The sequence below is a fragment of the Enterobacter sp. Lyrl_3 genome (assembly GCF_051948675.1).
In the GTDB taxonomy this organism is placed as follows: Bacteria; Pseudomonadota; Gammaproteobacteria; order Enterobacterales; family Enterobacteriaceae; genus Enterobacter; species Enterobacter cloacae.
Window position 1 is genome coordinate 15,753 of sequence record NZ_JAYJLI010000006.1, and the last position, 18,508, is coordinate 34,260.

Consider the following 18,508-nt stretch of genomic DNA (forward strand, 5'->3'; position numbering starts at 1 on the left):
TAGTTACCACAAGTCAGGCTTGCGAGATGCAACTGAGAATACCACTTTCTCCGATGGCTGGTAGCATAAAGCATGTAAAAACTCAGGCAGAGGGCGCTAAACACTGGTTTTTAGTGCGTCAGATCTCTATAATCTCGCGCAACCTATTTCCCCCTCGAACACTTTTTAAGCCGTATAAAAACAGGCTGGGACACTTCACATGAGCGAAAAATACGTCGTCACCTGGGACATGTTGCAGATCCACGCACGCAAACTGGCCGCGCGTCTGATGCCTTCTGAACAGTGGAAAGGCATTATTGCCGTTAGCCGTGGCGGTCTGGTACCGGGGGCGCTGCTGGCCCGTGAGCTGGGTATTCGTCATGTCGATACCGTCTGCATCTCCAGCTATGACCACGACAACCAGCGTGAACTGAAAGTGCTGAAACGCGCGGAAGGCGACGGTGAAGGTTTCATCGTTATTGATGACCTGGTGGATACCGGCGGTACCGCGGTGGCTATCCGCGAAATGTACCCAAAAGCGCACTTCGTCACCATCTTTGCGAAACCGGCGGGCCGCCCACTGGTGGATGATTACGTGATTGATATCCCTCAGGATACCTGGATTGAACAGCCATGGGACATGGGTGTGGTCTTTGTACCGCCTATTTCCGGCCGTTAATTTCCGTACGTAACTTTACACGCCCGGCTATGCCGGGCGTTGTTCTTTTTATCCTGCCACGCGTTACAATGGACACTATATGACGTATCCATGGAGGCAACGCAATGACGCAGGCGAATCTCACCGAGACACTCTTCAAACCCCGTTTCAAGCACCCTGAAACCTCGACGCTGGTGCGTCGCTTCAATCCGGGGAGCCAGCCTGCCGTCCAGTCTGCATTAGACGGTAAAAACGTGCCTCACTGGTATCGCATGATTAACCGCCTGATGTGGGTCTGGCGCGGTATCGATCCGCGTGAAATCCTCGATGTGCAGGCGCGTATCGTCATGAGTGAAGCCGAGCGTACCGACAGCGAACTCTACGATACGGTGGTGGGTTACCGCGGCGGCAACTGGATCTACGAATGGTCGAAACAGGCGATGCTCTGGCAGCAAAAAGCCAGCCAGGAAGAGGACGCCACCCTCAGCGGCAAGCACTGGCTGCACGCAGCCAATCTTTACGCCATTGCCGCCTATCCGCACTTAAAAGGGGATGAACTGGCAGAGCAGGCGCAGGCGCTGGCAAACCGTGCCTATGAAGAGGCTGCCCAACGCTTGCCGGGCCGGATGCGCGAGCTTGAGTTCACCATCCCCGGCGGCGCGCCCGTGACCGGGTTCCTGCATATGCCTGAAGGCGACGGCCCGTTCCCGACCGTGCTGATGTGCGGTGGGCTGGATTCGCTGCAAATCGACTATTACAGCCTGTATGAGCGTTACTTCGCCCCAAAAGGGATCGCGATGCTGACGCTTGATATGCCCTCTATCGGTTTTTCCTCTAAATGGAAACTGACGCAGGATTCCAGTCTTCTGCACCAGCATGCGCTGAAAGCGCTGGAAAACATTCCCTGGGTCGACCACACCCGCGTCGCGGCGTTTGGTTTCCGCTTTGGGGCGAACGTGGCCGTGCGTCTGGCCTATCTTGAGGCGTCACGCCTGAAGGCCGTAGCCTGTCTTGGGCCGGTGGTTCACGCTCTGCTCAGCGATCCTGCCCGTCAGGGTAGCGTGCCGGAAATGTACCTCGACGTGCTGGCCAGCCGCCTTGGCATGCATGATGCTTCAGACGAAGCGCTGCGCGTGGAACTCAATCGCTATTCGTTAAAAACGCAGGGCCTGCTGGGACGCCGGTGTCCAACGCCGATGCTGTCCGGCTTCTGGAAAAACGATCCGTTCAGCCCGGAAGAGGAGTCACGCTTAATCACATCGTCATCTGCGGATGGCAAATTGCTGGAAGTTCCCTTCAGCCCGGTGTATCAGAATTTTGACAAAGCATTAAAAGAGATTACGCGTTGGATCGCCCAGAGATTGTGTTAATAGATTGCTAAATTTTGATGGTTTGGTAAAACAGTGGCTTCACAAAAGGAGATCGTAATGACGTTACCGAGTGGACACCCGAAAAGTAGATTGATTAAGAAGTTCATGGCTCTTGGCCCGTATATTCGAGAAGAGCAGTGTGAAGAGAATCGCTTTTTTTTCGACTGCCTGGCTGTATGCGTCAACGTGAAGCCTGCACCCGAAAAACGTGAATTCTGGGGCTGGTGGATGGAAATGGAAGCAGAAGAGAAACGTTTTACCTATAGCTACCAGTTTGGCCTGTTTAATAAAGACGGCAACTGGCAGGCCACCACCATCAAAGATCAGGAAGTGATTGACCGCCTGGAATATACCCTGAAAGATTTCCACGACAAGGCGCGCGATTTACTGGCCACGCTGGACCTGAAGCTTGAGCCTGCCGATGATTTTTCCAGTGAAAAGGCGAAATTGACGGCGTAAAGATGAAATAATGCCGGGTGATGATCCCGTAGGCCCGGTAAGCGCAGCGCCACCGGGCACAAAAAAACCGGCTTAATGCCGGTTTTTTTATTACTGCCGACTCAGAACTGGTAGGTCATACCCAGGGCAACGATATCATCGCTGCTCACGCCCAGTTTGTTATCGTCATCAATCTGGTTGATTTTATAATCAACAAACGCGGACATATTTTTGTTGAAATAATAGGTCGCGCCGACGTCGATATATTTCACCAGATCTTCATCGCCAATACCTTCGATATCCTTGCCTTTAGACTGGACATAACCCAGGGATGGACGCAGACCGAAATCGAACTGATATTGTGCGACCACTTCAAAGTTCTGCGCTTTATTGGCAAAGCCGCCAGAAATTGGGGTCATATTGCGGGTTTCGGAGTACATCGCCGCCAGGTAGATATCGTTCGCATCATATTTCAGACCGGTTGCCCAGGCTTCGGCTTTTTTGCCTTCGCCGCGGGTCAGCAGGTTCTGCGCGTTGGTACGGTCAGAGTTGGTGTACGCGCCGCTTACCGCGAAATCGCTGCCGCCAAAGTCATAGGTCATAGACGTACCAAAACCGTCACCGTTCTGTTTTTTGACGTCGCGGTTTTCGTTTTTACCCTGGTATTGCAGGGTCATATCCAGACCATCAACCGCGCCAAAGAAGTCGGTGTTACGGTAAGTGGCCAGACCGCTTGCACGCTTGGTCATGAAGTTATCGGTCTGCGCGGAAGAGTCGCCGCCAAACTCAGGGAACATATCGGTCCACGCTTCCACGTCATACAGCGCGCCCAGGTTACGACCGTAATCCAGAGAACCAAAGTCTTTCAGCTTCAGACCGGCGAATGCCAGACGCGTTTTCTGAGTGGAATCGCTCTCTGCTTTGTTGCCTGCAAATTCCGCTTCCCAACGGCCATAGCCCGTCAGCTGATCGTTAATCTGAGTTTCACCTTTGAAACCGAAACGCACGTATGTCTGGTCACCATCTTTTGAATCGTCATCACTGATGTAGTGCATTGCTTTAACTTTGCCGTACACGTCCAGTTTGTTGCCGTTTTTATTATAAACTTCGGCAGCGTGTACAGATGCGGAAGCCACAACGCCCATAACCATTAATGCCAGAGTGCTCTTTTTCATTTTCGATCCTGTCTTATAAACGCGCTTAAAAATTCGCTGGACGATAAGCTCATGCTTAAGTCCCGTGAAAAAACAGAAAGGGTTTTAACGTTACGGAATGAAACTTTTATGACAAATTAAGATTAATTTTAAAAAACTGTGATTTATTATTTCGGTAATAAAATTGTCAAAATCCGCCGCTACGCTTCCTGATCCCGCGCAACAAAGTGTTTCGCGATGTGCTGTGGCAGTTGGCAACGGGCCTGACACCTGTTAAAACGTTCGTTCGACATCACTTTCCCTTATCGTTGAACGGCAGAGAATCATGAGTGACAGCCAGACGCTGGTGGTAAAACTCGGCACCAGTGTTTTAACAGGCGGATCGCGCCGCCTAAATCGCGCCCACATTGTTGAGCTTGTACGTCAGTGCGCTCAGCTGCATGCCGCAGGGCATCGTATTGTTATCGTGACCTCCGGGGCGATTGCCGCCGGGCGTGAACATCTGGGTTACCCCGAACTCCCCGCGACGATCGCCTCTAAACAGCTGCTGGCCGCCGTGGGACAAAGCCGACTCATTCAACTCTGGGAACAGTTGTTCTCAATCTATGGCATTCACGTCGGGCAGATGCTGCTGACGCGTGCGGATATGGAAGACAGAGAACGCTTCCTGAACGCCCGCGATACGCTGCGCGCGCTGCTGGACAACAATATCGTACCGGTGATTAACGAAAACGACGCCGTGGCTACCGCTGAAATCAAAGTGGGTGATAACGATAACCTCTCTGCGCTGGCGGCGATCCTGGCCGGTGCCGACAAGCTTTTGCTCCTGACCGACCAGCAGGGGCTGTTTACCGCAGACCCGCGCTCCAACCCGGAAGCTGAACTGATTACCGATGTACACGGCATTGACGATGCGCTGCGCGCCATCGCCGGCGACAGCGTCTCTGGCCTGGGAACGGGCGGCATGGGCACTAAACTGCAGGCGGCGGATGTGGCCTGCCGCGCCGGGATCGACACCATCATTGCGGCGGGCAGCCGTCCTGGCGTCATTGGCGACGTGATGGAAGGCATTTCCGTCGGCACGCGCTTCCACGCCCAGGAATCCCCGTTGGAAAACCGCAAACGCTGGATTTTCGGCGCGCCGCCGGCAGGTGAACTGACCGTGGATGAAGGGGCGACCGCGGCGATTCTGGAAAGAGGGAGTTCATTGCTTCCTAAAGGAATTAAAAACGTGACAGGCAATTTCTCCCGTGGTGAAGTGATCCGTATCCGTAACCTTGAAGGTCGCGACATCGCTCACGGCGTCAGCCGCTACAACAGCGATGCCCTGCGCCGTATTGCGGGTCACCACTCGCAGCAGATTGACGCCATTCTGGGCTACGAGTATGGCCCGGTTGCCGTGCATCGTGACGACATGATTATTCGTTAAGGAGCCAGAAAATGCTGGAACAAATGGGTGCCGCCGCCAAGGCCGCCTCTTACAAACTGGCGCTCCTTTCCAGCCGCGAGAAAAACCGCGTGCTGGAAAAAATCGCTGATTATCTGGAATCGCAGTCGCAGGAAATCCTCCTCGCCAACGAACAGGATCTGCTGGAAGCGCGCCGCAATGGTCTGAGCGAAGCGATGCTCGACCGTCTGGCGTTGACCCCGGCACGCCTGAAAGGCATCGCCGACGATGTCCGTCAGGTTTGTAATCTGGCCGACCCGGTCGGGCAGGTGATTGACGGCGGATTGCTCGACAGCGGTTTACGTCTGGAACGCCGCCGCGTGCCGCTCGGCGTTATCGGCGTGATTTATGAAGCCCGTCCGAACGTGACGGTGGATGTCGCTTCCCTGTGCCTGAAGACCGGTAACGCCGCTATTCTGCGCGGCGGGAAAGAGACCTGGCGCACCAACGCCGCGACGGTGAAAGTCATCCAGCAGGCGCTGCAGGAGTGCGGCTTACCGGCAGGTGCCGTGCAGGCTATCGAAAGCCCGGACCGTGCGCTGGTGAACGAGATGCTGCGCATGGACAAATACATCGACATGCTGATCCCACGCGGTGGCGCGGGCCTGCACAAGCTGTGCCGCGAGCAGTCGACGATCCCGGTGATCACCGGCGGTATCGGCGTGTGCCATATCGTGGTGGACGAGAGCGCCGAAATTGCACCGGCGCTGAAGATTATTGTGAATGCCAAAACCCAGCGTCCAAGCACCTGTAATACGGTGGAAACGCTGCTGGTGCATCAGGGCATTGCAAACACCTTCCTGCCAGCCCTGAGCAAGCAGATGGACGAGAGTGGCGTCACGCTGCACGCGGACGAGAAGGCGCTGGCGCTGCTGAAAGACGGCCCGGCGACGGTGGTGCCGGTAAACGCGGAGCAGTATGACGACGAGTTCCTGTCTTTGGATCTGAACGTGAAGATCGTAGCCGATCTCGACGACGCTATCGCGCACATCCGTGAGCATGGTACTCAGCACTCTGACGCCATCCTGACGCGCACGCTGCGCAACGCCGACCGCTTTGTTAATGAAGTGGATTCTTCTGCCGTGTACGTGAACGCATCAACCCGCTTCACCGACGGTGGACAGTTTGGTCTGGGCGCGGAAGTGGCCGTCAGCACGCAGAAATTGCATGCGCGTGGTCCGATGGGCCTGGAAGCGTTGACCACCTACAAGTGGATCGGCATCGGCGACGATACGATTCGTGCGTAAATAATCACGGGTGATGCAAAAATAGCCGTTTGATTCAAAAGGGCATTGACGCATCACCCGGATAGATCTAACCTTTTGCCCCGTGGTTACGCTCGTAACCGGCCTCTCAGGGCCGATATAGCTCAGTTGGTAGAGCAGCGCATTCGTAATGCGAAGGTCGTAGGTTCGACTCCTATTATCGGCACCATCTTTTCAAGAAGTTTCGCATCATTTATACCTTCCATATTTTCACTGTGGGACAGAAGACCCGAAAACTGAGTCAATTTTTTGCGCATGTTCGGTCAACAGTGAGCAACATAAACCGCCTCCCAAATTGTTAGATGTGTACTGTTATTGCTCAAATGTAGAGTGTGGGCATACGCTTGTGATGAATGTTTCCTTCTCACACACGATTAGTCCCAGCGCTTTGAGCGGCCAGGGACGGATTAAAGAGCTAATGGATGCCCTGCCACCGGATGAGCGACAAAAAGCATTAGAACTCCTGTTGGCTGCCAAAGAGAGCCGCTGAACGGTTCGCCGGGAGTAACTAAAATTTTCCCGGCTTCGGTTCATTAAATTTCAGCTGCTTAAGAAAAAAGGTCTATAAGAATCAGTTTGTTAACTTTTAAATGTGCCGTCAGTTATCATTAAAAAATCTCACCTAAAATTTTATATCTCTTTACTATCAATAGGTTAATTCAAGTGGTTACGATGTTGGAGTAAAGCTAAACTGAAAAAAGCTGAAATTCTTTTCACTCTTTTCAGTTCCCTGCTCGCTGTAAATCCCCAGTTGTGGCGCGGTCTGGCGCTATCATTTGTAAAAAATCCCAACTGAAAAATTTTTGCGATCTGAAAACCGCAGGCGGGTGCGGTGTAGTGCGATTTTGGTCAAAATCGACTTTTGTTGACCAAGGAATCATGTCATGGTTTATTAATAATAACACTATTAAAACTTTAGAGGGATGCATATGCGTTTTTCGGAATTTTTTGGAGTTAAAAGGAATCAATCGGAATTGGATTTCGTAGATGTCCCTTTAGATACAGATATTGAGGTGTTTTTAGATCCTGCGGCAATAAAGTCACTTAACTCTCCTTGGGGTAATGAATTATCTTCTCATCTTCAAAATTATTTTGAAACAGTTCTGAAACTAATTAAAAATGGTGAAGATGTTAAAGCACAAAATCTACTTTCATGTTTAAACGAAAGGAATGAATATCATTTAGGATACTCGAGTGGGAAATCAAGAGGCCATGGTTTTGGTGAAGGTGCTGCAAAGACTGTTTGGGGAGCTCTGACAAAGAGCAAAGCTGCGAAGTCTGGTCTGTTACAAGATTTAGAAGATACTGCTTTATTAATTGAGGGCATTGGAACTGACATGATTTCAGATGCAGTTTCAAATATATTAAGAGGCCCTTTAATAAAATACACGCAAGACATTTGTAATTACTATGGTATTAAGTTAACTGATAATGTCCCCTCTGGGCCTATCTGGAATCCAAGGGAGGAGAAGTGGGAGCAGGGATATGTCTCGTTGCCGATGACTAATGAAGGTAAAGTGATTCTTGTTCCGAAAATTATTGTGAGGCATCAAATAACTTATCAGCATGATGAATACTACAGACATTTTTTATTACCTGAAATGCAAAAACAACATTTAAAAGCTGGATCAGAACTAATTCAATTGCTGAAGCACGGTAAGCATAGGGTTACTAAAAAAAGTCTGATGGAGAAATACGGGAAAGACAAGCTCGCAATTGTTGAACAAACGCTTAAGTATCCTCATGTTCTTGATGAATATAGAGTGAGGAAAAATGATGCACCTTCTGAGCCATTACCGCATTCTGATTTTGCAGAAATGGAAAATGAATCGCCTAAAGTAGATTTTCAGCCATTTATTGACGAGTTGAAATCCATAGTTCCAGGCAGGGATGATGCAACAAAATATGAAGATTTGATAGAAAAATTATTTTCAATTTTATTTTACCCTTCTTTTTGTCATCCGACGAAGCAGCATAAAATTCATGATGGAAGAAAGAGAATTGATATTTCTTATTGCAATGAGGCCACATTTGGTTTTTTTAAGTGGATTGGCTTGCACTATCCCTCTTCTATGATTTACATAGAATGTAAAATTTATGGCAAAGAAGTTGGTAATCCAGAGTTAGATCAGTTATCCGGGCGCTTCTCGATTAGCAGAGGAAAAGTGGGGATATTGGTATGCCGGAGTATAGAAAATAAAGAAAAACTATACCAAAGCTGCAAAGATACTGCTAAAGACGATCGTGGATACATTCTGCCATTGGATGATGATGACATCTTAATGCTTATCGAAGAGTATCAGACTAAAAATGACCAATTGTTCCCACACTTGCGCAAGCTCTGGATGTCATTGATTGGCTAGGTTCCTGAATTGCGGTAATTGTTCATATTGGATAATTACCGCATCATTGGAGGAATGATAGCCAATCTAACTGGGGCATTCTTGGGGGCATGTTCATGGTGGTTATTTTATTTTTCATTATAAAACAATGTATTGAGTTGGTGTTTTGTTCCTATTATCGGCACTCACACAACAAAACCATTAAAAACAACAGTTTAAGACGATTTTTGCTTTCAAGTTACGGTTTTTTTTAAGGGATTCTGTGACCAACAATTGCCGCTATGGTTAACAGTGGCTATTCAGGTATGTTTGCACCTAGCGGCCTGTAGTTGTAAAGCTCGAACAGGTACAAAGTGTGAACACTCCCCACGAACCGCTATCAACTCGAAGTTGATGACGATGTCAACGTCTCTAAACCATCCCGAAACAGATTGATCACTCGCATTTAAGCCCGATGTGTGGCCTGTGAGCCACGTAAACAGGTGAATAGTGGAAAAAGTACCTGCACACGATACGCAGGCTCTGCCAGCGCTTCGCTCACGCTCCGAAAGGTACACGAGCACCCTGATAAGGTGTGATCCTTCTGAACACTGATGCAGTCGCTACGCTCCGCTTGTTGCTTGCACCACTAACGGGGCTTTATGGCTTCTATTGTCTGAAATCTGATACATTGCACAAACATCATGTGGATTGCTGTAAAGTTCGTCAGTATGATTATTTTCACAATCAGCGGATGAGAAAACACTTCTGGGAGATAAGGGACGAGACGATATGAAAGTGACTGATGAAGCTTTGTTACGTTCAGGGTTTACGCAGCCCGAATTGCAGAAGATAAAAAGCAATATTGAAAAATATGGGGGAACGCTTGGAGAGGCCATAAATGACCTCGCCAGACGATTTGTTACCTTGGCGGGAGTGGTGGCTGTTTGTACCTTTATCCTGTTACTACTTATTGTCTTCAGCTCACCTGATAGAGTAATTGCATGGGGGCTGGCGATGATCTTTGGGGTTGCCATTATGTCCTTTGCGCAGCCGCCGGTAATTTCCTATAAATCCTGGCGTTACCGAAAAGCTATCAAGGATTAACTGGTTCCATTTTCTGTTGTCACCAGGTCGAAAATTACTTTTGCTTTAACACCATAACCGACAATCTTCATTGTTAGCGTAGGAGTGCTCATTGTGCTGACTTTGCGATAGTAATCGTGTGGAAGCCAGCGGAATAATCTCCAGGCTCCAGTTTTTCGAGCGAGTCCTACAATGTTGTACACACTGGCTCCAAGAGAAACACCATTATAGAGAGCCAGGCCCGTGTTAGGATTAAATCCCATAAATTGGGCGGTATGCATCGCGGAGTCAGCAATGATACCTTGCGAGGGTTTATGTTCTGCTGGCTGATCAAAGTTGAGCACTTCTTTCGTTAATCCGTTCATACCATCGGCAATCAGGACTGCCCCAGCCAGCATACCAATTGGCCCCATAGTGGATAACATCATAAAGCCACCAAAGAAAACCATCCCTGAAAGCACCACATTCACAGCTGAAATAACATATCCGACTATCTTGTTATTTTCTCTGACAAACTCGACCTTCGCATAAAGCTGAGCGGACCTGGTCCTTAACAAGCGCTCTTGCTCAAGAAGATTCTCTTTTTCAGCACGCAGATTTTTGAGGCATTCAATGCATTCTTCATCGGTTTTCGCCCGCCGTGCTGTCGCGAACTCTTTTTCTACGACCTGTTTTATTTCTTCAACAAACTTGATACGTGTTAGACCATCTTGTAAATAGTAAGCTGACAGTCGATTTGCAGTTTCGATGACCTTTCGGGCTTCCAGATTCACCATCGTATCTGACCAGGTTCTGTTCCATCCCCTGTTAAGCAACGCAATATCCATTATGCTTCCTTCATTAATATGCCTGGCTGTTTTACGGGCAATATATTCGCCTCACCGGTTTTTCTCAATAGACGATCCCCTGGTATTCATCTCGCGCCAGTAAAAGAATAACCACCTGTAATTACGATGACGAATAAAGGGAACAATTAACGATAATTAAGTACGACAGGCATTATATTGTGCGCACCCTGCAAAAAGGCGATATAACCTTTGGGTTATATCGCCTGCTCCTTTTTATCGTGCGATTAAGGCAAACACGCCCCAGCCAAAATACTCCCGCGTATATGTCACATGGCGTTTAGGCGCATTCGTCAGCTCTGCCCGAACCTCATGCGCAAAGTCATCGTCAGGGTTCTCCTCCAGCCAGCGGCGCATGGTCAGCCATTTAGCCGCTTCATACCGATCCCAGCCTTCCAGGTCTGCCAGTACCATTTCGACCAGGTCATAGCCCTGTTCATCGAAAGAGGCGACAAGGTCGGGCAGGGGGAGGAAATCGGCCACCGATGAAACGCCACAGGCCTGCGCAATCTCTTCCGTTGCAGGCAGCTGACGCCAGTACGGTTCGCCGATAAGCACCAGTCCGCCTGGCTTAAGGCTCTTTGCCAGCAGTTCGATCGTCCCGGTGACGCCGCCCGCAATCCAGGTGGCCCCTACGCAGGCCGCCACGTCGCATTTTTCATCCGCCACGAAACCCGCCGCGTCGTTATGAATAAAATGAACGCGTTCACAGACGCCAAGCTCTTCTGCGCGCAGCTTTGCCTGAGCGGTGAAGAGCGGGCTCATGTCGATGCCGGTCCCGGTAATGCCATAGTCACGTGCCCAGGTACACAGCATCTCTCCCGAGCCGCTGCCGAGATCGAGAATGCGCGCGCCTTGCTTCATGCGTAACACGCGGCCCAGCGTGGCGTACTTTTCTGGCGTGAAGGGGTTGTGAATGCGGTGTTCACTTTCGCTGATAGTAAAAATACGTGGGATATCCATAATCCTCTCCTTATCGATTATCAGGCTGGGCGCGAACGTTGTTCAGCCCGGTGGTATTGATGCGGTAGGGCTGACCGTTGACGGATTTGATCAGCTTTTTGGTTTTGAGTTTTTTAAAGACGGCGAGTGTGCAGTCGGTGAGCAGAAGCCCTTCCCGGCTGTAGCATTCAACAGAAGTGACGCGGCCAGATGCATCGCGGACGTGCACAATACGTCCACCTTTAGCGAGAACGTGTAAGGTACGTTGTTCCTGACGGGATAAATTCATACTGGAAAACCTGTTTAATCATCATGTGCAAAACGTGCAAACACACAGCGGTGTCCGCATTCGATTTCAGCGCATTGATAATCAGTCCGGCCTGAAAGGTCGGGGTGCTGATTATCAGATGATTACATTCTCCAGCATCAAAGCCTCGGTAGAGTTGAAAGGTATTTACGAGGCGAATGATAACACCGCTTTTTGGTAAGTGAATAGCCAGGGATAAAAAGTGTGATCACGAAGGGTAGGGTGCGGCGCCAGAATGTTGTATTCCCGGCAGGCTGGAAGTGAAAAGGTAAGCCTGTGGTCCGGCTATCTATCTTTTTTATCCTGAAACCCCATGGTATTGCAGGATGAGCATACCCGATACAAGCCCGCACGAAGCGGGCCGTACTGCACATCACATTACAGCTTCAGCAAACGCGGCAGCTGGTTATCCAGTTCCAGCAGACAGCTCTTCATATAGCTTTCGGTTTGAGTGGTCACTTTTTGGTAATTATTTGCACTCCACTCGCTCAGTGGCGCTTCAACTGGCGTAGGGGCGCATTCCGCTACCGTAAATGCAGAGAACATATTTCCGCTTTCCGGGCGTTTATAGAACAGGACTTTATATTTCAGCTGATAGAGAGGTGTGGTCGCGGTGGCGTCTTTATAGATCAGCGCCCAGGTTGCTTTACCAATATAGAGCGGCTGCTTGTAAACGTGGCCATTGCCTTTTTCGTTCAGCCACTTGCTGATATTTTGTTTCGCTTTAGGAACAAACCAGCTGTTCGTCGGGTTTTGCAGGGTTTCAATGGATGTCCCTTTATAGTTCTCTTTATCAAAGTCACCGGAGTTAATGTTACCGGTTAACGCGCCGAGAACGGCAAGCCCCATACCGGCTGCGGCATGAGTCGGGGTCACTTCGCGCAGCGTGTTGTCGGCGATACGGTTGTCATTCAGTTCCGGCAGTGCTGATACGCTATAAATATCAATTGCGCTGCCATTTGCCGCTTTCACGGTGTCGGGTTTTACCGAGCCAGCACAGCCCGCAAGAATTAAGGATGCAGATACAATCGCTAGAAGACGAACTTTCATTTTCTCTCCATGAGATAATTTTATTTAGGTGGCTGCGTGGATGTTCCTGAGCCGAAAAGGGCCGTTTATCTTGCCCGGCAGAGTTGTCGGCCTGCAGACACAGGCTGACAACTACCCAGATAAATATCGACTCCCTGACCTTGTTCTTTAGTCAATCAGCCACATTCCTTTGACCCGCATCAATAATCGTTCGCGATTATCCAGCCACGGGTATTTTATTATTCGCCCGTATTATGTGACGCACCGAGAGGCAAACGCCACAAATCATAGCGTTCCTCTCCGGGTTTAACGGCTCCCGCGAAGTGGTCATTGAGGCGACTCGAGGTAAAGATCAAATCCCCGTCCGGACGGATTGCCGGTGTGTCTGGCCAGTAAACGTCTTCGCTGGCGGCGATAAGCGACATAGCGTGGTGCTTCGGATCAAACCGGACAATGCCGTTGCGGGTGACATCCGTGATATAGAGGTTGCCCTTTGCATCGGTTACAAGACCGTCGGTGTTACCGCCCACCACGCCAAGATCCTGGATACTGGCGGCAATCTGCGCATCGGTTGATCCTGCCTGCCTCAGCAATGCCGTGGGCACTGCCCAGGCATGGGTTCCCGTTGTGACCGTCCAGTACAGTGTGTCCGCATTCGGGGAGAGCGCAATACCGTTGATGCCAATTAATAAGGGTTTACCCGGCCAGACCTCCGCACCGTGTGAAACCACCTTGACGCCCGGCTCAATCTGTAGCGCAGGGTGACGGTCGAGCACGCGTCGCGCCGTGCCGGTGGTGAAATCTACGACGATAAGGCCCACGCGGTTTTCCGGTGCGCTCCGCGAGCCGCTGTCGGAGATATAGGCGACGCGGCGTTTCTCATCGACAACCACATCGTTCAGGAAGCTGGCTTTGCGGTCCGCCACGCCATCCAGGGCGATACGTTTAAGGGTGCGGCCTGTGTTGAGATCCAGCACGACCAGTTTCTGCGAGCCCACGGGCGACTCTGTTTCGCCTGCGACAAACCCCATGTCCAGCGCCCATAGCCAGCCGTTTTGACGATCAATATAAAAGCCAAGCACGTTGCGCAGGTTCTGCGCGGGATCGGTGTTTACCGCGTTCCCCTCGCGGGACGGAAACGCCGTCAGGCGGGCAGGGCCAGACTGAACAGTCGTATCCAGAATGCTCAGCGTGGCGGGGGCGGCGGCAGAAACCAGCCGGGGCGTACTGACAAAGGCCCGGCCCTTTGCATCAAAATGGATACCGGCAATGGGCGCGTTAACCGAGCCGGAAAACCGCGTCGGCGTTTGCCCATTCTGCGGGGTATCCCAGCTCACGCCAGCATAGCTGCGCCAGCGTTCAAGGGGCTGGAGCGTCGCCGCACTGGCGAGACTCGGGAAAGCGATCAGCGCCGCCAGCGCAATGGCGGACAGACTACGGGTGCGAATGAACATGAAAAGGCTCCGGTGAGTTCAGCATTAAAGGATGGAACGGAACGTGCCGCCCTCGACGCGTACAGCCGCCCCGTTGGATGCCGCGCCCAGTGGGCTGGCTAACAGAGCGACCATCGCCGCGATCTCGTCTGCCTCAATCATTCTGGCAATCAACGAGCTGGGGCGGTAGGTCTGGAAGAAATGCGCTTCGATCTCCCGATCGGTCATATCCGGGGCAGGCGCGGTCTGGCGAAGGTACTCAATAATGCCGTCCGAGCGCGTCGCCGACGGCAGCACGCTGTTAACCGTCACGCCGGTTCCCCGGGTCAGTTCGGCCATACCGCGCGAAACAGCAAGCTGCGCTGATTTGCTGACGCCGTAATGCACCATGTCTGGCGGCGTAAAGGCGCCCACTTCGCTGGATATAAAAATCACCCGTCCCCAGTTCCGTTCCAGCATGCGCGGGAAGTAGTGGCGTGAGAGGCGGACGCCGGACATCACATTGGTGTTGAACATGTGCAGCCAGTCTTCGTCGTTAATATCCGCGAAGGCTTTGGCTTCGTAGAACCCCAGGTTATTAATCAGAATATCGGTGTCAGGGCAGGCGGCGAACAGGGCTTCTGCTCCATTCATGGTACCGAGGTCAACGACAACGGTGAAGACCTGTGCGTCAGGCGTCGCGTCGGTGATGGTGGCCGCGGCTTTTTGCAGCTTTGCCGGGTCGCGTCCGGTAAGGGTGACGGCAACCCCTTCTTGAGCGAGCGTGCGGGCGATGGCCAAACCAATGCCTGCGGTTGCGCCCGTAACCAGCGCGGTCTTACCGGTGAGTTGAAGATCCATAGTGTTTACCCTCTGGTGATGAATGCAGCTCACTTTACTCATCACTCCGGAGGGGATAAATTAGCCAGATTGAAAAACATTTGTTCCTGAAAGAGCAAAATGAGCCGCAAATTCGATTATCTCGGAGACGTTGAAGTCTTCATTACTGTCGTTGAACACGGCTCTTTTACGGCCGCAGCGGTTGTCCTTTCCACCACACCCTCTGTCCTGAGTCGCGCGGTTTCCCGCCTGGAAGCGCGGCTTGGACGGCAGTTATTACAGCGAACGACCCGCCGCGTGGGGCTGACGGAGGCCGGACGCGTTTATCTGGAGCAGGCGCGGTCTGCGTTTGCACTGCTTGATGACGCCGAACGCGAGGGGCGGGGCCAGGAAGGCGATCTGACCGGTCGCGTGCGAATGAGCGTTCCAACCACCTATGGGCACTACCGTCTGCCGCCGCTGCTGGCGCGCTTTGCCCAACACTATCCACGCGTAAAGGTGGAGCTGAACATCACCAATCGCAACGTGGATCTGATTGCGGAGGGATTCGATCTGGCGATTCGCCTCGGTCAGTTGCCCGACAGTGGGTTAGTCGCACGCAAGCTGGAGGACGCGGCGCTGCTGCTGGTCGCATCGCCTGATTACCTGCACCGCATGGGGAGCCCGCAGACGCTGGAGGAGTTGCATCGTCACACCTGTCTGCCCTTTATCATGCCGCGTACCGGGCGCATTGCCCCCTGGGTGTTTCGTGATGAGGAACGTGATATTGACTGGCTGCCGGGTTCAACTATCGAAATCTCAGACGATGTACTCGGCGTGGTTTCGCTGGCGGAACAGGGGATGGGGATCTGCCAGAGCTATGAATTTATCGTCCGCGACAGGATACAGCGCGGGCAGTTAGTCGAGGTGCTGCCACACCTGCGTGGACGGTCGCGGCCGTTCTCCGTGCTCTTCGCGCCACACCGACGCCAGTCGGCGGCCACCCGGGCGATGATTGATCTTCTCACCAACCAAAAATGACAAGGATATGTCCACCATGAAAAAAGAGACTTATACCTTTTGGCTCCCACTCATCGCGGGCGGTATAGCCCTGCTATCTGGTTTTGTGGTCTGGTCAGTTAACGTTTATCGCGTGACATACCTTACGATCCGCGGGGAGCAGTATCTGGCCGGAGGGGCGTTGCTGCTGGCGCTGGTGCCGATGGTTATTTTTATCAGAAAGGGACGACTCAAAGGCAAGCGTGTTGCTGGCGCGATAAAACTATACCTCGGCTTCTTCATTTGCAGCCTGCCGGTTGCCATGTTCGTGATTTTTACAACGGCCTGGCTACTGGAGGGAGACTATTCCTCATGGAGCAAACCTTACCGGTATGAATCCAGTACCCGCCACAGCTGCTCGGGGGCAGAAGTCTACGAGCCGGAGTTAAAAAAAGAGATCCGCATCTGTAACCCGAAGGGTAACGTTTATTCCAACTCTACCCTGTACGTGGAAAAACGGAGTAATGCGCTGGGGATTGTGGTGCTCTGGGCGATCACGCGCGCCTGAATCGGTGAAGCTCAGGGCGCGAAAATCACCGTCAGCCCGCTTCCAGCATCCCAAAGCTCACAATACGCGAACGGCCCAGCTCTTTCGCCCGGTATAAGGCCACGTCGGCAGCGCGCAGCAGGTTATCGCTCTGAGCGTGCTGCGGATAGCTGGCGACGCCAATCGACACATCCACAGGGCCAATCTCTGAAAGCCCATAGCGCAGCGACAGTTCATGCACGCCGTTATAAATCTCTTTGGCGCACGCCTGCGCCGCCTCTTCATCGACGCCGGAAAGCAACACCAGAAACTCTTCGCCGCCATAGCGGAATGCCAGCCCGCTGTCGTGTACGGCGCGTTGTATGATGGTGGCCACGCTTTTGATGACCTGATCGCCCGCTTCATGACCAAAGCGGTCATTGATGCTTTTGAAGTGGTCGATGTCGATCATCATGCAGCTTACCGGCTCTTCATTGCGCACCGCCTGCGCCATTTGGGTGCGCAGGGTATCTTCCAGATGATGGCGGTTACGCAAGCCGGTGAGCGGATCGAAGAGGGCTTTTTCCAGCAGGGCATCGCGCAGACGTTGGTTGGCCAGCGCCAGACCGAGCGCTTCAGCCATCAGCTCCAGATAGGCGCGGGAAGGGGCATTTTCCGCAGTGATGTTCTGGAAGGAGAGCAACCCAATGGCTTCGCCCTGGGCAATCATAGGAACGCAGAGCGACGTATGCGTGTGCGACGCCGGCAGATGGTAGCAGGCGATATCCGGCTCGCCATTCACCGGAGGATGGCTCTGCCCACGTCTGACCGCCCAGCACTCATCGGGATGAAAAGGCGTATCCTCTCCTGGCGGCGAAAGCCACTGTGCGACGCAGCGCATCTGCCACGGATCGCGGTCGAGGATATAGAGCCGCCCGGCAATTCCCGGCGCGATATTGGGGGCGAACAGCTCCGCTACGTTAATCACGTCCGCAAAGTTCTCACACCCCTGCAGCCGCTGGGTCATGCGCGCCAGCAGCTCGCGGATGGCCCAGTCGGCGTCGCGCTCTTTTTCCAGACGTTGCCGCGCAAGGCCATTTTCACGAAAGATACGAATCGCCTGCGCCATATCGCCAATCTCATCGATCTGGTTGAAATTGGGTGTTTCTACGGCATAGTCCTGCGACGCCAGGCGATGCACCACATCGCTCAGGCGTACCACCGGGCGCAGCACGCGCCGTTTTAAGATAAAGCCAAGCACAAACAGGAACAGCAGGGCGGTCAGGCCAACCATCATTTCAGAGATTGTCCGCAGCGTTTTCGATTTTTTGGTTGCCTCCTGAACGGAAGCGATCACCCGCTTGTCGAGTATCTGGCGGAAGTGATCGATCTGATTCTGGGCGCGTTCCAGCTCCTGCTCATAGGGCGCACCGTAGAGCAGGGCGATGGCCTGCGCATCTTCTCCCTGCGCCGTGTGGGTGAGGGCGGCCTGCTGTTCGTCCTGTAGCTCATCGACGATTTTTATCCCTTCATGCAGCAGGGACAGCTCATCATCTGACGCGCCGACATCCTGCAGTTTTTCCAGCCGGAGTTCGGTACTCTTCAGCTTGTTCTCTGACTGGTTGTATTCCCTGAGGATCTGCGGATCTTTTTTAATCACGTACAGGCGGGCTAAATCAGACTGCGCCCAGATATCGGTTTCGATATCTTCCGTGAGCGCATCAAATTTCTGCCGCTGTTCAACGGCCTGACGCTCAAGGGTGTCAGCATTGGACGCCATCAGCATGATGATGCCGGAAGCGAGGGTCAGGCAGACCGTGGCACCGTAGGCCCAGTTTGTTATCGTCGCGATTCGCACCTGGTGATCCTTTTACGACCAAAGAAGGATGGCGTTCTTTCAAATTATAGAAA

General features: G+C 52.3%; 17 protein-coding genes, 1 tRNA gene and 1 pseudogene. 11 read left to right on the plus strand and 8 right to left on the minus strand.

Annotated elements, in window-relative coordinates; all coding sequences use genetic code 11:
- The first annotated feature begins 199 nt into the window (after positions 1 to 199).
- From gpt to crl, 3 genes are all read left to right on the plus strand, one after another.
- Positions 200 to 658, plus strand: a complete 459-nt coding sequence (gpt, locus tag VF709_RS13095) for a xanthine phosphoribosyltransferase (RefSeq protein ID WP_003863205.1) — start codon at positions 200 to 202, stop codon at positions 656 to 658.
- Positions 659 to 762: 104 nt separating this feature from the next.
- Positions 763 to 2,007, plus strand: coding sequence for an esterase FrsA (gene frsA / locus VF709_RS13100; protein ID WP_114519349.1), 1,245 nt, complete (start codon positions 763 to 765; stop codon positions 2,005 to 2,007).
- A 57-nt stretch (positions 2,008 to 2,064) separates the two neighbouring features.
- Positions 2,065 to 2,466 (plus strand): sigma factor-binding protein Crl, encoded by a 402-nt coding sequence (gene crl, locus VF709_RS13105; RefSeq protein ID WP_149896789.1) that lies wholly within the window; start codon positions 2,065 to 2,067, stop codon positions 2,464 to 2,466.
- Between the two features lie 101 nt (positions 2,467 to 2,567).
- On the opposite strand, the gene phoE is transcribed toward crl, so the two are convergent.
- Positions 2,568 to 3,620 (minus strand): phosphoporin PhoE, encoded by a 1,053-nt coding sequence (gene phoE, locus VF709_RS13110; RefSeq protein ID WP_149896790.1) that lies wholly within the window; start codon positions 3,618 to 3,620, stop codon positions 2,568 to 2,570.
- A gap of 304 nt (positions 3,621 to 3,924) precedes the next feature.
- On the opposite strand from phoE, the gene proB reads away from it, so the two are divergent.
- The 6 genes and pseudogenes from proB to VF709_RS13140 all read left to right on the plus strand — a co-directional run bounded on the left by proB (position 3,925) and on the right by VF709_RS13140 (position 9,739).
- A complete protein-coding gene (proB, locus tag VF709_RS13115) occupies positions 3,925 to 5,028 on the plus strand; it encodes a glutamate 5-kinase (protein WP_013095745.1) in 1,104 nt (367 codons plus the stop codon).
- 11 nt (positions 5,029 to 5,039) lie between these two features.
- The gene (gene proA / locus VF709_RS13120; RefSeq protein WP_149896791.1) at positions 5,040 to 6,293 is read left to right on the plus strand and encodes a glutamate-5-semialdehyde dehydrogenase; all 1,254 of its coding nucleotides are present in this window, start codon (positions 5,040 to 5,042) and stop codon (positions 6,291 to 6,293) included.
- A gap of 111 nt (positions 6,294 to 6,404) precedes the next feature.
- Positions 6,405 to 6,480 (plus strand) — tRNA-Thr (locus VF709_RS13125).
- A gap of 120 nt (positions 6,481 to 6,600) precedes the next feature.
- Positions 6,601 to 6,801: pseudogene (locus VF709_RS13130) on the plus strand (ogr/Delta-like zinc finger family protein); the annotation flags it as partial.
- Positions 6,802 to 7,240: 439 nt separating this feature from the next.
- Entirely contained in the window at positions 7,241 to 8,674 is a 1,434-nt protein-coding gene (locus VF709_RS13135) for a hypothetical protein (RefSeq protein WP_440231709.1), read from the plus strand.
- A 750-nt stretch (positions 8,675 to 9,424) separates the two neighbouring features.
- Positions 9,425 to 9,739, plus strand: a complete 315-nt coding sequence (locus tag VF709_RS13140) for a hypothetical protein (RefSeq protein WP_047023471.1) — start codon at positions 9,425 to 9,427, stop codon at positions 9,737 to 9,739.
- On the opposite strand, the gene VF709_RS13145 is transcribed toward VF709_RS13140, so the two are convergent.
- From VF709_RS13145 to VF709_RS13170, 6 genes are all read right to left on the minus strand, one after another.
- Positions 9,736 to 10,545: a DUF4225 domain-containing protein gene (locus tag VF709_RS13145; RefSeq protein WP_149896792.1), complete on the minus strand. Its 810-nt coding sequence runs from the start codon at positions 10,543 to 10,545 to the stop codon at positions 9,736 to 9,738. The genes VF709_RS13140 and VF709_RS13145 overlap by 4 nt on opposite strands.
- Positions 10,546 to 10,779: 234 nt before the next feature.
- Positions 10,780 to 11,526 carry an SAM-dependent methyltransferase gene (locus tag VF709_RS13150; RefSeq protein ID WP_149896793.1) on the minus strand — a complete coding sequence of 249 codons (747 nt, stop codon included), beginning with the start codon at positions 11,524 to 11,526 and terminating at the stop codon, positions 10,780 to 10,782.
- Between the two features lie 10 nt (positions 11,527 to 11,536).
- Positions 11,537 to 11,794, minus strand: a complete 258-nt coding sequence (locus VF709_RS13155; protein ID WP_013095761.1) for a YjhX family toxin — start codon at positions 11,792 to 11,794, stop codon at positions 11,537 to 11,539.
- A 396-nt stretch (positions 11,795 to 12,190) separates the two neighbouring features.
- Positions 12,191 to 12,862: a hypothetical protein gene (locus VF709_RS13160; protein ID WP_130626600.1), complete on the minus strand. Its 672-nt coding sequence runs from the start codon at positions 12,860 to 12,862 to the stop codon at positions 12,191 to 12,193.
- A 218-nt stretch (positions 12,863 to 13,080) separates the two neighbouring features.
- On the minus strand, positions 13,081 to 14,295 hold the full coding sequence (locus VF709_RS13165; protein WP_149896794.1) for an L-dopachrome tautomerase-related protein: 1,215 nt from the start codon (positions 14,293 to 14,295) through the stop codon (positions 13,081 to 13,083).
- Positions 14,296 to 14,319: 24 nt separating this feature from the next.
- A complete protein-coding gene (locus tag VF709_RS13170; protein WP_149896795.1) occupies positions 14,320 to 15,114 on the minus strand; it encodes an SDR family NAD(P)-dependent oxidoreductase in 795 nt (264 codons plus the stop codon).
- Between the two features lie 99 nt (positions 15,115 to 15,213).
- On the opposite strand from VF709_RS13170, the gene VF709_RS13175 reads away from it, so the two are divergent.
- Both VF709_RS13175 and VF709_RS13180 read left to right on the plus strand, forming a co-directional pair.
- Positions 15,214 to 16,113, plus strand: a complete 900-nt coding sequence (locus tag VF709_RS13175) for a LysR family transcriptional regulator (RefSeq protein WP_149896796.1) — start codon at positions 15,214 to 15,216, stop codon at positions 16,111 to 16,113.
- A gap of 16 nt (positions 16,114 to 16,129) precedes the next feature.
- A complete protein-coding gene (locus VF709_RS13180; protein ID WP_045292999.1) occupies positions 16,130 to 16,639 on the plus strand; it encodes a hypothetical protein in 510 nt (169 codons plus the stop codon).
- A 31-nt stretch (positions 16,640 to 16,670) separates the two neighbouring features.
- Here the strand turns inward: VF709_RS13180 and VF709_RS13185 are convergent, their stop codons facing one another.
- Positions 16,671 to 18,455 carry a diguanylate cyclase gene (locus VF709_RS13185; protein WP_440231713.1) on the minus strand — a complete coding sequence of 595 codons (1,785 nt, stop codon included), beginning with the start codon at positions 18,453 to 18,455 and terminating at the stop codon, positions 16,671 to 16,673.
- Positions 18,456 to 18,508: the final 53 nt, after the last annotated feature.

Coding starts and splice junctions, on each gene's coding strand:
- VF709_RS13180 (WP_045292999.1), top strand. CDS start 16,130: ATGAAAAAAGAGACTTATACCTTTTGGCTCCCACTCATCGCGGGCGGT.
- VF709_RS13175 (WP_149896796.1), top strand. CDS start 15,214: ATGAGCCGCAAATTCGATTATCTCGGAGACGTTGAAGTCTTCATTACT.
- frsA (WP_114519349.1), top strand. CDS start 763: ATGACGCAGGCGAATCTCACCGAGACACTCTTCAAACCCCGTTTCAAG.
- VF709_RS13150 (WP_149896793.1), bottom strand. CDS start 11,526: ATGGATATCCCACGTATTTTTACTATCAGCGAAAGTGAACACCGCATT.
- VF709_RS13165 (WP_149896794.1), bottom strand. CDS start 14,295: ATGTTCATTCGCACCCGTAGTCTGTCCGCCATTGCGCTGGCGGCGCTG.
- VF709_RS13135 (WP_440231709.1), top strand. CDS start 7,241: ATGCGTTTTTCGGAATTTTTTGGAGTTAAAAGGAATCAATCGGAATTG.
- phoE (WP_149896790.1), bottom strand. CDS start 3,620: ATGAAAAAGAGCACTCTGGCATTAATGGTTATGGGCGTTGTGGCTTCC.
- VF709_RS13170 (WP_149896795.1), bottom strand. CDS start 15,114: ATGGATCTTCAACTCACCGGTAAGACCGCGCTGGTTACGGGCGCAACC.
- VF709_RS13140 (WP_047023471.1), top strand. CDS start 9,425: ATGAAAGTGACTGATGAAGCTTTGTTACGTTCAGGGTTTACGCAGCCC.
- gpt (WP_003863205.1), top strand. CDS start 200: ATGAGCGAAAAATACGTCGTCACCTGGGACATGTTGCAGATCCACGCA.
- VF709_RS13145 (WP_149896792.1), bottom strand. CDS start 10,545: ATGGATATTGCGTTGCTTAACAGGGGATGGAACAGAACCTGGTCAGAT.
- VF709_RS13160 (WP_130626600.1), bottom strand. CDS start 12,862: ATGAAAGTTCGTCTTCTAGCGATTGTATCTGCATCCTTAATTCTTGCG.
- crl (WP_149896789.1), top strand. CDS start 2,065: ATGACGTTACCGAGTGGACACCCGAAAAGTAGATTGATTAAGAAGTTC.
- VF709_RS13155 (WP_013095761.1), bottom strand. CDS start 11,794: ATGAATTTATCCCGTCAGGAACAACGTACCTTACACGTTCTCGCTAAA.
- proB (WP_013095745.1), top strand. CDS start 3,925: ATGAGTGACAGCCAGACGCTGGTGGTAAAACTCGGCACCAGTGTTTTA.
- proA (WP_149896791.1), top strand. CDS start 5,040: ATGCTGGAACAAATGGGTGCCGCCGCCAAGGCCGCCTCTTACAAACTG.